Origin of the sequence: Caldovatus aquaticus (assembly GCF_019458025.1) — a bacterium.
GTDB lineage: Bacteria > Pseudomonadota > Alphaproteobacteria > Acetobacterales > Acetobacteraceae > Caldovatus > Caldovatus aquaticus.
In genome coordinates, this window is record NZ_JAHZUY010000079.1 from 1 (window position 1) to 12,361 (window position 12,361).

At 78.2% G+C, this 12,361-nt stretch carries 12 protein-coding genes; 7 read left to right on the forward strand and 5 right to left on the reverse strand.

Features of this window, described 5'->3' with window-relative positions; genetic code table 11:
- Together K1J50_RS17285 and K1J50_RS17290 are read left to right on the forward strand one after the other, a co-directional pair.
- Positions 1-272: Smr/MutS family protein (locus K1J50_RS17285; RefSeq protein WP_220119007.1), on the forward strand; the 272-nt coding region annotated here is incomplete at its 5' end.
- Complete coding sequence (locus tag K1J50_RS17290; RefSeq protein ID WP_220119008.1) at positions 269-655, forward strand: helix-turn-helix domain-containing protein; 387 nt, start codon at positions 269-271, stop codon at positions 653-655. The genes K1J50_RS17285 and K1J50_RS17290, both read left to right, overlap by 4 nt.
- A gap of 12 nt (positions 656-667) precedes the next feature.
- On the opposite strand, the gene mdoH is transcribed toward K1J50_RS17290, so the two are convergent.
- The 3 genes from mdoH to K1J50_RS17305 all read right to left on the reverse strand — a co-directional run bounded on the left by mdoH (position 668) and on the right by K1J50_RS17305 (position 5,022).
- The gene (gene mdoH / locus K1J50_RS17295; protein ID WP_220119009.1) at positions 668-2,431 is read right to left on the reverse strand and encodes a glucans biosynthesis glucosyltransferase MdoH; all 1,764 of its coding nucleotides are present in this window, start codon (positions 2,429-2,431) and stop codon (positions 668-670) included.
- A 130-nt stretch (positions 2,432-2,561) separates the two neighbouring features.
- Entirely contained in the window at positions 2,562-3,575 is a 1,014-nt protein-coding gene (locus tag K1J50_RS17300) for a Bug family tripartite tricarboxylate transporter substrate binding protein (RefSeq protein WP_220119010.1), read from the reverse strand.
- Between the two features lie 190 nt (positions 3,576-3,765).
- Positions 3,766-5,022 (reverse strand): cation:proton antiporter, encoded by a 1,257-nt coding sequence (locus K1J50_RS17305; protein WP_220119011.1) that lies wholly within the window; start codon positions 5,020-5,022, stop codon positions 3,766-3,768.
- 409 nt (positions 5,023-5,431) lie between these two features.
- On the opposite strand from K1J50_RS17305, the gene K1J50_RS17310 reads away from it, so the two are divergent.
- The 5 genes from K1J50_RS17310 to K1J50_RS17320 all read left to right on the forward strand — a co-directional run bounded on the left by K1J50_RS17310 (position 5,432) and on the right by K1J50_RS17320 (position 10,254).
- Positions 5,432-6,520: an Ldh family oxidoreductase gene (locus tag K1J50_RS17310; RefSeq protein ID WP_220119012.1), complete on the forward strand. Its 1,089-nt coding sequence runs from the start codon at positions 5,432-5,434 to the stop codon at positions 6,518-6,520.
- 54 nt (positions 6,521-6,574) lie between these two features.
- A complete protein-coding gene (locus K1J50_RS19310; RefSeq protein WP_255575410.1) occupies positions 6,575-7,081 on the forward strand; it encodes a hypothetical protein in 507 nt (168 codons plus the stop codon).
- A gap of 24 nt (positions 7,082-7,105) precedes the next feature.
- Positions 7,106-7,543 carry a hypothetical protein gene (locus K1J50_RS19315; protein ID WP_255575411.1) on the forward strand — a complete coding sequence of 146 codons (438 nt, stop codon included), beginning with the start codon at positions 7,106-7,108 and terminating at the stop codon, positions 7,541-7,543.
- Positions 7,544-7,755: 212 nt separating this feature from the next.
- Positions 7,756-8,757, forward strand: coding sequence for a cupin domain-containing protein (locus K1J50_RS19320; RefSeq protein ID WP_369413637.1), 1,002 nt, complete (start codon positions 7,756-7,758; stop codon positions 8,755-8,757).
- A gap of 96 nt (positions 8,758-8,853) precedes the next feature.
- Entirely contained in the window at positions 8,854-10,254 is a 1,401-nt protein-coding gene (locus K1J50_RS17320) for a dipeptidase (protein ID WP_220119014.1), read from the forward strand.
- Between the two features lie 46 nt (positions 10,255-10,300).
- Here K1J50_RS17320 and trpS read toward each other — a convergent pair whose 3' ends face one another.
- Together trpS and K1J50_RS17330 are read right to left on the reverse strand one after the other, a co-directional pair.
- Positions 10,301-11,302 (reverse strand): tryptophan--tRNA ligase, encoded by a 1,002-nt coding sequence (gene trpS / locus K1J50_RS17325; protein WP_220119015.1) that lies wholly within the window; start codon positions 11,300-11,302, stop codon positions 10,301-10,303.
- 181 nt (positions 11,303-11,483) lie between these two features.
- A complete protein-coding gene (locus K1J50_RS17330) occupies positions 11,484-12,191 on the reverse strand; it encodes a YggS family pyridoxal phosphate-dependent enzyme (RefSeq protein WP_220119016.1) in 708 nt (235 codons plus the stop codon).
- Positions 12,192-12,361 lie beyond the last annotated feature (170 nt).

A 12,361-nucleotide genomic window follows, 5' to 3' on the forward strand; every position in this document is an offset into this window, starting at 1 on the left:
GGCTGCGCGCGGCGGAGGCGCATGCCGCGGTGCGCGCCTTCCTGCACGCGGCGAGCGCGGACGGGCTGCGCTGCGTCGCCATCGTCACCGGCCGCGGCGCGGGGCCGGAGGGCGGGGTGCTGCGGCGCGAGCTGCCGCACTGGCTCGAGGCGCCGGAGCTCGGCCGCCTGCTGCTCGGCGCGGCGCAGCCGGAGGCGGCGCGCGGCGGGGCGGTGCATCTCCTGCTGCGCCGCCGCGCCGGCCGCGCGGCGGCGGCGCAGGGGCGGCGATGACGCCCTTCGGCGCCCGGCTGCGCGCGCTGCGCGCCCAGCGCGGCGTCACCCTGCGCGAGCTGGCCGCGGCGCTGCAGGTCTCGCCGGCCTACCTCTCCGCGCTCGAGCACGGGCGGCGCGGGCGCCCCTCGCCCGGCCTCGTCCACCAGGTGAACGAGTTCTTCGGCCTGATCTGGGACGACGCCGAGGAGATGGCGCGCCTCGCCCGCCTGTCGCATCCGCGCGTCCGGCTCGACACCGCGGGCCTCAGCCCGGAGGCGACCGAGTTCGCCAACCGCCTCGCGCGCGAGATCCGGCGCCTGCGCCCCGAGACCATCGCCGCGCTCCGCGCCGCGCTCGACCGCGACGCGGCGGCGGAGGCGGGGGGAGAGGCGCGGCGCTGAGGCGCGCCGCGCTCACGCCGCCGAGGCCGGCGCCCGCTCCGCCGCTTCCTCCGCCGCCCCGGCCGCCGGCTCCGCCGCGCCGCCCGGCGCCGCGGCGGCCGCCAGCTCCTCCGGCGTCGCCGCCACGCGGTGGCGCGCAAGCCAGGCGGAGAAGCCGGGGGCGGCGGTCAGCACGCAGAGCGGAACGGCGAGCACCAGCCCGGCGAGGAAGGGCAGCGCGAACAGCAGCGCCGACCACGAGGTCGCCGCCAGCGCCGCGGCCAGGGCGAGGCCGAGCGCCGTCTCCGGCCACAGCAGGCGCGCCGCGTCGCTCCAGGCGACGCCGCGCTCGGCCCGGTTCTGCGGCGCCCAGCCGGCGCGGCCGCGGCCGAGCGCGAGCCGCAGCAGGAAGCGCGCCTGGTGCACGAGGCGCACCGGCTGGAACAGCAGCGCGAACAGCATCGCCGCCGCTGCGCCGCGCGCGAAGCGCGCCCGCCCGCCGTAGCGCGCGGCGAGCGCCGGCTTCAGCAGCACCTCCGCGTGGCCCAGGAGCTCCGCCGCGTAGTAGGCGGCGAGGCTCGCGCCCAGGAAGAGGGCGAGCGCCCCGGGCGGCGTCCCCGCCCCGCCTCCGGCCGCCGCGTTCGCCACCGCGAGCAGCAGCGCCAGGCACCACAGCGGCGCGGCGGCGAAGAGCAGGACCGCCTGGGCGAGCTGCCAGCGCGCCATTGCCGAGAGCCCCGGCTGCCGGAGCAGCGCGAGATACTGCATGTTGCCCGCCGCCCAGCGCCGGTCGCGGGCGAGGAATTCCGGCATGGCGGGCGGGTTCGCCTCGAGGCTGCCCTCGTCCTCGGGCAGCACGCACACCTTCCAGCCGGCGGCGTGCAGGCGCGTCGCCTCCACCTGGTCGTGCGAGAGGACCGGCGCGCCGCCGGGCAGCGGCGCGAGCCGGCAGTGGCGGCGGAAGGGCTCGATGCGGAGGATCGCGTTGTGGCCCCAGTAGGGGCCTTCCCCGCCCTGCCACCACGCCTGGCCGGTGGCCCAGACGCGCATCGCCTGGCGCATGTTGAACTGGAAGAGGCGCGGGAAGGCCGCGCGCGCCGGCCGCCCTGCGATCAGCGGCTGCACGATGGCGAGCGCGGGATCGGCCTCCATGCAGGCGACGAGGCGCAGCACCGTCGCCGGCGCCATCGCGCTGTCGGCGTCCAGCGCCAGGAACAGGTCGTGGCCGGCGGCGTGGCGGTCGAGGAAGTCCATGACGTTGCCGGCCTTGAAGCCGGCGTTGTCCGCCCGCCGCCGGTAGCGCACCGGGACCGGCCGGCCGGCGCGCGCCGCGGCGAAGGCGGCGACCGCGGCCTCTTCCGCCGCGGCGAGGGCGGGATCGCTGGTGTCGGAGAGGATCCAGAGGGCGAAGCGGTGCCCCGCCCCGGCCGCCTCCAGCCCGTCGAGCAGGCGCGCGAGCGGCGGCAGCACCTGCGCCATGTCCTCGTCGCGCACGCAGACGGCGATCGCGGTGGAGAGCCGCGGCGCGCCCGCCGGCCGCGCCGCCCGCAGCGCCGGCAGCACGGCGCCCGCCGGATCGCGGCTCGCCATCCGGAGGGCGAAGCCGATCAGCGGGTTGGCGGTGGAGAGCGCCGACCACGGCGCGGCGCCGAGATAGCAGAGCAGGATCGCCACCTCCGCCGCGCTCCACCCGCCCGGCGCCAGCGCGGCGACGGCGAGCGCGGCCAGCCCCGCGAGGACGGCGAGGACCAGCAGGAGGAAGACGGCCCGGCGGGCCGGCAGGGCGGCGGCGGTCATGCCGGCCGGCTAGGGCAGGAGCGTGGCGAAGATGCGGCGGGCGCGGCCCCGCGCCGCGCTTGGCGGCGCGTCCGCCTTCGCGCCGGCGCGCCGCGCGGCGGACGGCGCCCGGCGCCCGCACCGGCGCGCATCAGTCGGCCGTCACCCCGGCGGTGCGGATCACCTCCGCCCAGCGCGCGACCTCGGCGCGCAGGAAGGCGTTGTAGTCGGCGGTGCCGAGCGGCCAGGGCTCGGCGCCGTAGTCGCGGAAGCGGCGGGCGATCTCCGGGTCGTTCATGCAGCCCAGGAACTCCTCCTCCAGCCGCGCCACGACCGGGCGCGGCAGGGAGGCGGGACCGGCGATGCCGTACCAGGAGGAGACGTCGAAATCCGGCACGCCGAGCTCCCGCAGCGTCGGCAGCTCGGGCATGGTGGAGGCGCGGCGCGCCGTGCTGACGCCGAGCGCGCGCAGCGGTCCGGCCAGCACGTGCTGGCGGCTCGCCGGCGCGTTGTCGATGGCGAACAGCACCTCGCCGTTCAGCACCGCGGCCATCGAGGGGCCGGTGCCGCGGTAGGGCACGTGCGTCAGCTCGAGCCCCATCTTCTGCCCGAACAGCACGCCCGAGAGGTGCGAGGAGGTCCCGGCGCCCGCCGAGGCGAAGTTCGCCCGGCGCGGATTGGCCTTGATGTAGGCGACCAGGCCCTGGAGGTCGCGCACCGGCCCGTCGCCCTTGACGATGAGCACGTTGGGAAGCGCGGCGATGCGCGCGATGCCCGGCGTGTCGCGCAGCGGGTCGAAGGTGAGCCGCGCCTTGTGCAGCGTCGGCCCGATCCCGTGCGAGGCGATGTGGTTGATCATGATCGTGTGGTTGTCGGTCGCGCGCGCCATCGCCTCGCCGCCGACCGAGCCGCCCGCGCCCGGCCGCGGGTCTATCCACAGCGGCTGGCCGAGCCGCTCGCGCAGGCGGTTCTCGAAGATGCGGATGAAGATGTCGGAGACGCCGCCGACCTGGGCGGTGATGACGAAGCGGATCGGCCGTTCCGGCCAGCCGGGCGTCGCGCGCGGGGCCTGCGCGTGCGCGCGGCGCGGCGCGGCGGGCGGCGGCGCGAGCGCCCCGGCGGCGGCGAGCGCCGTGGTGCCGAGCATCCTCCTGCGGCGGATCATGCGGTCCCTCGCTCCTCCCGGCGTGTCGTCGGCCCGGCCGGACGCTCTTCCGCCGAGGCGTCTCCCTGTCCGGACGCGATGCGCGCCACGCCGGCCGCAGCGTAGCAGCCGGACGCGGCGGCGGGGCAACGGCGAAGCCCCCCCCGGGCCAGGCATCCCCGCCCGCCGTCCCGCGGCGGGCGGCCGCCGCCTATCCGGCGCCGCGCGGCGCGGCCGCGCCCGCACCGGCCTCCGCCACGCCGCCGCGCGCGAGCGCCAGGCGCGCCAGCGGCGCGGCGGCGACGGTGCAGGCGATCGCCATCGCCACCAGGGCGGAGAACACTGTCGGGCCGATCAGGCCGGCGTCGAGCAGCACCGCCAGGACCACCACCTCCATCAGGCCCTTGGCCTGCATCAGCGCCCCGAGCGCGAGGGCGAAGGGCCAGCCCTCCCCCGCGGCGCGGGCGGGCAGGGCGGCCCCGGCCACCTTGCCCGCCACCGTCGCCGCGGTCGCCGCCGCGAAGACCGCGAGGAACGCCGCCGAGTCCGGCTCGATCAGCGCGCGCAGGCCGGTGGACAGGAAGAAGAACGGCAGCAGCACGGTCGCCGCGACCGGCTCCAGCCGCTCCAGCAGCGCGGCGCGGCAACGCCGCGGCATGACGGCGCCGGCGGCGAAGCCCCCGATGATGTAGCCGATCTCGATCGCCTCGGCGGCGGCGGCCGAGGCCAGCGCGAAGGCCACGCCGACGACCAGCATGCGGCCGTCCGCGTCGGCCTTCTCGGCGAGGCGCGCGAGCAGCGGGCGCGCGATCCAGGCCATCGCGCCGCCCCAGGCGAGGGCGAGGGCGAGCGTGGCGAGCGCGCCGCCGCCGCTGCCCGCCGTCAGCGCCAGGACCGTCGCCAGGAACAGCCAGAGCGCGGCGTCGTTGAGGGCGGCCAGCGCCAGCGCGGTCTGGCCGAGCCGGGTGCCGGTCCAGCCGGCCTCGCGCAGGATCGCGGCCAGCACCGGCAGCGCGGTGCAGGCGATGCAGGCGCCGATCGCGGCGGCGAAGCCCGGCGCGCCGCCGCGCGGCCCGGGCGCGCCCGGCACCGCTTCCGCCATCCAGGCGCCGAGGCCCACGCCGAGCGCGAGCGGGACGAGGAAGCTGCCGAGCGCCGGCCCGGCAAGCCGCCGCCCCTGCGCGCGCAGCGCGGCGGGGTCGAGGTGCATGCCGGCGGCGAAGACGTAGAGCAGCACGCCGAGGGTCGCGACACCCTGCAGCGCCGCCAGCACCGCGGGCGGGAACAGCGCCGCATGCAGCTCCGGCGCGACGCGCCCGAGCAGCGAGGGGCCGAGCGCCACCCCGGCCAGGATCTGCACGACGGCGAGCGGCGCCACGGCGCGCACCGCGCGCAGGCGCCAGAGGAGCCAGGGCGCCAGCACGAGCACGAACGAGACCGCGAGCAGCAGCACCCGGGAGGACGGCATCGGAACTCCTGGCGGGAGCACGGGCGGGAGGGCGCCGCGCCGGCCGCGGCCGGCGACGGGTGGCGGGACGCGGCCGCCCCGCAAGGGGCGGACCGCGCCGGCGGCCACGAGCGCGCGAGTATCGCGGCGCCGCCCCGATGCGCAACGCCGCTCGGCCGGAGCGCGGATGGGGCGCGCCCCCGCCCGCCCGGCGGCGCGTTGCAGATCGTGGTCTCCGGCCAGCAGGTCACGGGCGCGCCCTCGCCCGCCCGGCGGCGCGACTGGCGCGTGGGCGGGCCGGCCGCGGCGCGGCACGCTGCCCACGGCCGCGGCGCGCGCCGCAAGGGCTCGTCCGTCGCCGGCCCCGGCGCGCCTGCTGCGGGCGCGCGCGATCCGCGGCATATCGGCGCCATCCCTGGAGGACCGCGCCGTGACCGACCCTTCCGCTCCCCGCGCCCGCTACGACGCCGCCGAACTGCGCCGCTGCGCCGCCGCGCTCCTCGGCGCCGCCGGCCTGCCGCCCGACAAGGCGGAGGCTGTAGCGGACATCCTCGTCGAGGGCGACCTGCTCGGCCACGACACCCACGGCCTCGCACACCTGCCCCCCTATCTCGACGCGCTCGCCTCCGGCGACATGGCGCGCGAGGGCGAACCCGCGGTCCTCGCCGACGCGCCCGCCGGGCAGACCTGGGACGGCCGCAAGCTGCCCGGGCCGTGGCTGGTGACGCGCGCCGCCGACCTCGCCTCCGGGCGCGCGCGCGCGGCCGGCCTCTACGCCGTCGCGATCCGCCGCAGCCACCACATCGGCTGCCTCGCCGCCTACCTGCCGCGCATCGTCGCGCGCGGGCAGGTGCTGATTCTCGCCTCCTCCGATCCGGCGACGGCCTCGGTCGCGCCCTTCGGCGGGCGGCGGCGGCTGATCACGCCCAACCCGATCGCCGCCGGCTGGCCGCTGCCGGAGGGCGGCGCGGCGCTGGTGGACGTCTCCACCGCCGTCACCACCAATGCCATGACCGCGCGCCGCCGCGCCGAAGGGCGGGAATTCGACGCGCCCGCGCTGCTCGACGCCGCCGGCCGGCCGAGCCGCGACCCGGGCGTGTTCTTCGCCGACCCGCCCGGCAGCATCCTCCCGCTCGGCGGGGTGGAGGCGGGGCACAAGGGCTTCGCCCTCGGCCTGCTGGTCGAGGCGCTGACCTCCGCCCTCGCCGGCCACGGGCGGGCGGACGCGCCGACCGGGTGGGGCGCCTCGGTGCTGGTGCTGGTGCTCGATCCGGCGCGCTTCGGCGGCGGCCTCGCGGGCTTCACCCGCGAGACCGGCTGGCTGGCGGCGGCGGTCGCGGCCAACCCGCCGGCGGCGGTCGCGGCCTCGCCGCCCCGCATGCCGGGGGCGCGGGCGCTCGCGCTGCGGGCGGAGCAGCTGGCGCGCGGCGTGGCGCTGCACCCCTCGATCCCGCCGCGGCTGGAGGAGTGCGCCCGCCGCGCGGGAATCGCGCCGCCGCGGCCCATCGCCCTTGCGTGACCGTTGATCGTGCGGAATGCTGGCGCGGCAGAGCAAGGAGCGGAGCGCGCCGAGATGGCCGAGGACGATCCCACGCCGGGCAGGACCGGCCGGCGGCTCCTGGTGTTGCGCCTGGCCGGCCTCGGCGGCGTTGCGGCGGGCCTGCCCGGATGCGTTCCGGTGCCGGTGCCGGTCGCGCCGCCGCCGGCGCGCGTCTCCGATGCCGATCCCTACGACGCGCCGGGGCAGGGGCGCGGCGGCGTGGTCTATCGCCCGCCGCCGACCGGGTATTCCGACGCCGATCCGGCGGACGCCCCGGGGCGGGGGCGCGGCGGCTATCGCCCGCGCACCGGCTATACGGACGCCGACCCCCGCGACGGCCCCGGCTATGGCCGCGGCGGCGTGTACCGCGTCCGCACCGGCTACACCGACAGCGACCCGAGCGACGGCCCCGGCTATGGCCGCGGCGGCTACCGCGGCGTGAGCGACAGCGACCCGCGCGACGCGCCGGGGCGCGGCCGCGGCAGGCTGACCGATTCCGACCCGCGCGACGCACCCGGTCGCGGCTGGCGCGGCTACTGAGGAGGCCATCCGGGGACGGCAGGCATGTCCGGGGGGAAAGGCGATCGGCGACTCGGCCGCCGCTTGTTCGTGCTGCGGCTGGCGAGCGCCGGCGGCGTCGCCGCGGCGCCTGCCGCCGCCGCGGCCCAGAGCGGCTATTCCGACAGCGATCCCTACGACGCCCCCGGCTACGGGCGCCCGCGCACCGGCTACTCCGATGCCGACCCGCGCGACGCGCCGGGGCGCGGGCGCCCCTACAGCGGCCACTCCGACAGCGATCCCTACGACGCCCCCGGGCGCGGCCGACCGCGCACCGGCTATTCCGATGCCGACCCGCGCGACGCGCCGGGGCGCGGGCGCCCCTACACGGGCTACTCCGATGCCGATCCGCGCGATGCGCCGGGGCGCGGGATACCCTATACCGGACGCAGCGACAGCGACCCGGGCGACGCGCCGGGCCGCGGCCGGGGACCCTATCGCTGACGACGCCGCCTCCCTCCGCCGCCACCCTCGCCGAGCAGGCCTGGGCCCTCGCCTTCGCCCCCCTCTCCCTCGAGGAGGGCTTCGCGCTGCGCGAGGCGGCCGCCTGGCGCCTCCTGCCCGGCGCCGACCCGGCGCGCTTCCGCGCGCTGCTCTCGGTCGCCGACCTCGACGCCTTCCTGCGCACCGACGCGGCGCGCGCCCCGCGCGTCTCCATGGCCGACAGCGCGCGCCAGGGCAGCGCCGCCGTGCCGGAACACGAATACGCCGACGGGGACGGCCGGGTGGACCTGCCGCGCCTGCTCGCGCGCTTCGACGCCGGCGCCACGCTGGTGGTGTCGCAGTTCCACGAGCTGCACGCGCCGCTCGCCCGCTTCTGCCGCGGCCTCGAGCGGGCGTTCCTGCATCCGGTGCAGGCCAACATCTACCTCACCCCGCCCGGCGCCCAGGGCTTCCGCCTCCACTACGACACCCACGACGTGCTCGTGCTGCAGGTGGAGGGCACCAAGCGCTGGCGCATCTGGCCCGGCCAGCCGGTGCCGCACCCGACGCGGCGCATCCCCTGGGCCGGCAGCGACGCGGTGCGGCCGGAGGGCGAGCCGGCGACGCTCACCCTGATGCCCGGCGACGCGCTCTACCTGCCGCGCGGCGTGATGCACGACGCGGCGGTGGCGCAGGGCGTGGCGGAGGCCTCGCTGCACGTCACCGTCGGCCTGTTCGAGCCGGCCTGGGCGGAGGCGGCGCGCGAGCTGCTCACGCTGCTGGAGGCGGACACGGCGGAGGGCGCGGCGCTGCGCCAGGGCTTCCCGAGCTGGCGCCTCGCCGATCCGGAGGCACCGTCCGCCCTCGCCGCCGCGCTCGCGGGGCGTCTCGCGGCGCTGGCGACGCCGGCGGCGGTGGAGCGCCTGGCACTGCGCCTGCTCGACCGGCTGGCGACCGAGCGCCTGCCGCTGCCCGCGCGCGGCCTGCTGACGCCGCCCCCCGGTCCCGCCGACCGGCTGCGCCTCGCCGATTCCATGCACCACCACCTGGTGCCGCTCGCCGACGGCGGCTCGGTGCTGCGCTGGGGCGGCGGGGCGGAGGCGCTGGACGCGACCCGGCTCGCCTGGCTGCAGCGGCTGGAGGAGGGCGCCACGCCGGCGGAGCTGGGCGGCGCGGAGGCGCTGGCGTTCTGCCGGCGGCTGGCGGGGTTCGGGCTGCTGGAGCGGATCGGCTGACGGCGCGGCGCGGCCGGCGCGCCGAAAGGCCTTCCCGCGCCGCGCCGCGGCGGCCAGAGTGGGGTCCGCTCCACCCCCAGCCGGACCCGAGCGCCGATGCCCGCCTCCCTCGACGCCCTCCTCGCCCACATCGACGCCACGCTCGACGCCTCGCGCGCGCGGCTGTTCGACTGGCTGCGCATCCCCTCGGTCAGCGCCCAGCCGGCGCACGCGCCGGACTGCCGCCGCGCCGCGGAGTGGCTGCGCGGGGAGCTCGCCGCCCTCGGCTTCCGCGCCGAGGTCCGGCCCACCGCCGGGCATCCCTGCGTCGTCGCCCACCACGACGGGCCCGGCCGGGCGGACGTGCCGCACCTGCTCTACTACGGCCACTACGACGTGCAGCCGCCCGAGCCGCTCGAGCTCTGGACCACGCCGCCCTTCGAGCCGGCGCTGGTGGACGGCCCGCACGGCCCGCGCATCCGCGCCCGCGGCGCGGTGGACGACAAGGGCCAGGTGATGACCTGGCTCGAGGCGCTGCGCGCCCACCATGCGCTCGCCGGCACCATCCCGGTGCGCGCCACGATCCTGGTCGAGGGCGAGGAGGAGGTCGGCAGCCCGAACCTCGACCCCTTCCTCGAGCGGCATCGGGACGAACTGCGCGCCGACGTCGCGGTGATCAGCGACACCGGCATGTGGGACATCGCCACCCCGGCCATCACCACGCGGCTGCGCGGCCTCGTCTATGTCCAGATCGACCTGCGCGGCCCGGCGCGCGACCTGCATTCCGGCCTCTACGGCGGCAGCGCGCTCAACCCGCTCAACCTGCTCGCGCGCCTGCTCGGCGAGCTGAAGGACGAGGACGGCCGCATCCGGCTCCCCGGCTTCTACGACGGCGTGGCGGAGCTCTCCCCCGAACAGCGGCGCGAGTGGGAGGCGCTCGGCTTCGACGAGGCGGCCTTCCTCGGCAAGGTCGGGCTCTCGGTGCCCGCGGGCGAGCGCGGGCGGGCGCCGCTCGAGCGGCTCTGGGCGCGGCCGACCGCCGACGTCAACGGCCTCTGGGGCGGCTACACGGGCCCCGGCGCCAAGACCGTGATCCCGGCCGAGGCGCACGCCAAGCTCTCCTTCCGCCTCGTCCCCGGCCAGGACCCGCAGCGCGTGCTCGCCGGGCTGCGCGCCTTCCTCGACGCCCGCCTGCCGGCGGACGCGAAGGCGGAGATCCGCGTCCTCGGCGCGAGCCCGGGGATCGAGGTGCCGGCGGAGTCGCGCTGGGTGCGCGCCGCCTCCGCCGCGCTCGCCGAGGAGTTCGGCCGCCCCGCGGTGCGCATCGGCAGCGGCGGCTCGATCCCGGTGGTGGAGAGCCTGCGCCGCATCCTCGGCCTCGATTCGCTCCTGATGGGCTTCGGGCTCGACGACGACCAGGTGCACAGCCCGAACGAGAAGTTCGAGCTCGCCTGCCTGCGCCGCGGCATCCGCAGCCACGCGCGGCTGCTCGCCGCGCTCGGCGCGGGGGCGGCGTAGCGCGTTCCGTTCCGCGCGGCGGCGCCCGGCCCCGCCCGCCGCCGGCTCAGCGTTCCGGCAGGAAGCCGACGATCTCCTGCGTGCGCGCCACGATCGGGTCGGCGATCGCCCGCGCGCGCTCGGCGCCCGCGTGCAGCACCGCGTCGATCGCGTGCGGGTCGGCGAGCAGGCGCCGGATCTCGGCCGCGATCGGCGAGAGGTGGGCGATCAGCGCCTCCGCCAGCACCTCCTTGAACTGGGCGAAGCCCTTGCCGCCGTGCTCGCGCAGCACGTTCTCGGGCAGCGTGTCGGTGATGGCGGCGAGGATGCCGACCAGGTTGCGCGCCTCCGGCCGCCCCTCGAGGCCGGAGACATGCTCGGGCAGCGGCAGCGGATCGGTCTTGGCGCGGCGGATCTTGAGCGCGATCGTGTCCGGATCGTCGGTGAGGTTGATGCGCGACTGGTCCGAGGGATCGGACTTCGACATCTTCCTGGTGCCGTCGCGCAGGGACATCACCCGCGCCGCCACGCCCTGGATCAGCGGCTCGATCTGGGGGAAGAAGTCCACGCCGTAGTCGTGGTTGAACTTCTGCGCGATGTCGTTGGCGAGCTCGAGGTGCTGCTTCTGGTCCTCGCCGACCGGCACGCGGGTCGCGTGGTAGGCGAGGATGTCGGCCGCCATCAGGCAGGGATAGACGTAGAGCCCGGCCGAGGCGGCCTCGCGGTCCTTGCCCGCCTTGTCCTTGAACTGCGTCATGCGGTTGAGCCAGCCGATGCGCGCCACGCAGGTGAAGATCCAGGCGAGCTGGGCGTGGGCGCGCACGTGGCTCTGCACGAACAGGGCGCACTTGCGCGGGTCGAGCCCGCAGGCGAGCAGCGCCGCCGCCATCTCGCGCGTCTGCTGCGCGAGCAGCTTCGGGTCCTGCCAGACGGTGATGGCGTGCATGTCCACCACGCAGAACAGGCAGTCGTGGTCCTCCTGCAGCGGCACCCAGTTGCGGATGGCGCCGAGATAGTTGCCGAGCGTGGGCACGCCGGAGGGCTGGATGCCGGAGAAGACGCGCTGCATGGCGGGCCGGACCGTGGAGTGGTGAAGACGGGCGCGGTTTCCCGCGCGCGGGCGGGGGCGTCAAGCGGCGCGGGGCGGCGCCGGGCCCGGGGCGGACGCGCCCGCCGGCGCCGGCCGGCAGCGCGCCCGCGCAACGACGCGCCGGCGCCGTCGCCGCCGGCGCGGCCGGGCGGAAACCCCGCTAGCGCGCCGCCCGCAGCGGCGGGCGCGGCCCGAACAGGGCGGTGCCGATCCGCACATGCGTCGCCCCGCAGGCGATCGCGATCTCGAAGTCGGCGCTCATGCCCATGCTGAGGATCGGCAGGCCGTGCTTCGCCGCCAGCCCGGCGAGGTATTCGAAATGCGGCCGCGGGTCCTCGCCGGCGGGCGGGATGCACATCAGGCCGGCGATCGCGAGCCCGTAGTCCTCGCGGCAGGCGCGCAGGAAGGCCTCGGCCTCGGCGCGCGGCACGCCGGCCTTCTGCGGCTCGTCGCCGGTGTTGACCTCGACCAGCAGGGTCGGGCGGCGGCCCTCCTTGCGCATCGCCTCGGCCAGCGCGGCGGCGAGGCGGGGGCGGTCGAGGCTCTCGATCGCGTCGGCGAGGCGCACCGCCTCGCGCGCCTTGTTGGTCTGCAGCGCGCCGATCAGGTGCAGCCGCAGCCCGGGATGCGCGGCGCGCAGCGGCGGGAACTTGGCCGCCGCCTCCTGCACCCGGTTCTCGCCGAACACCGTCTGCCCGGCAGCGAGGGCGGCGCGCACCGCCTCGACCGGCTGGGTCTTGGAGACGGCGACCAGCGTGACGCTCTCCGCCGGCCGGTTGGCGCGGGCGCAGGCCTCGGCGATCCTCGCCCGCAGGCGGGCGAGGTTGGCGGCGATGGTCGCGGCGAGGTCGGCGGGCAGGGGGTCCATGCGATGCGGACGCTAGAGGCGGCGGCGCGCCGGCTCAACCCGCCGCCCGGCCTGCCGGCGCTGTGGCTGGTGAGCGACCCGGTGCGGCTGCCCGATCCGCTGGCGGCGGCGGCGCGGCTGCCCCGCCGCGGCGCGGCCGGCGGGCGGGCGCGGCGCCCGGCGGCGGGGGT

Excerpts from the sequence above, each read along its gene's own strand:
- K1J50_RS17290 (WP_220119008.1), top strand. The coding sequence starts at position 269 with ATGACGCCCTTCGGCGCCCGGCTGCGCGCGCTGCGCGCCCAGCGCGGC.
- K1J50_RS17330 (WP_220119016.1), bottom strand. The coding sequence starts at position 12,191 with ATGGACCCCCTGCCCGCCGACCTCGCCGCGACCATCGCCGCCAACCTC.
- mdoH (WP_220119009.1), bottom strand. The coding sequence starts at position 2,431 with ATGACCGCCGCCGCCCTGCCGGCCCGCCGGGCCGTCTTCCTCCTGCTG.
- K1J50_RS19315 (WP_255575411.1), top strand. The coding sequence starts at position 7,106 with ATGTCCGGGGGGAAAGGCGATCGGCGACTCGGCCGCCGCTTGTTCGTG.
- K1J50_RS19310 (WP_255575410.1), top strand. The coding sequence starts at position 6,575 with ATGGCCGAGGACGATCCCACGCCGGGCAGGACCGGCCGGCGGCTCCTG.
- trpS (WP_220119015.1), bottom strand. The coding sequence starts at position 11,302 with ATGCAGCGCGTCTTCTCCGGCATCCAGCCCTCCGGCGTGCCCACGCTC.
- K1J50_RS17305 (WP_220119011.1), bottom strand. The coding sequence starts at position 5,022 with ATGCCGTCCTCCCGGGTGCTGCTGCTCGCGGTCTCGTTCGTGCTCGTG.
- K1J50_RS17320 (WP_220119014.1), top strand. The coding sequence starts at position 8,854 with ATGCCCGCCTCCCTCGACGCCCTCCTCGCCCACATCGACGCCACGCTC.
- K1J50_RS17300 (WP_220119010.1), bottom strand. The coding sequence starts at position 3,575 with ATGATCCGCCGCAGGAGGATGCTCGGCACCACGGCGCTCGCCGCCGCC.
- K1J50_RS19320 (WP_369413637.1), top strand. The coding sequence starts at position 7,756 with ATGGCCGACAGCGCGCGCCAGGGCAGCGCCGCCGTGCCGGAACACGAA.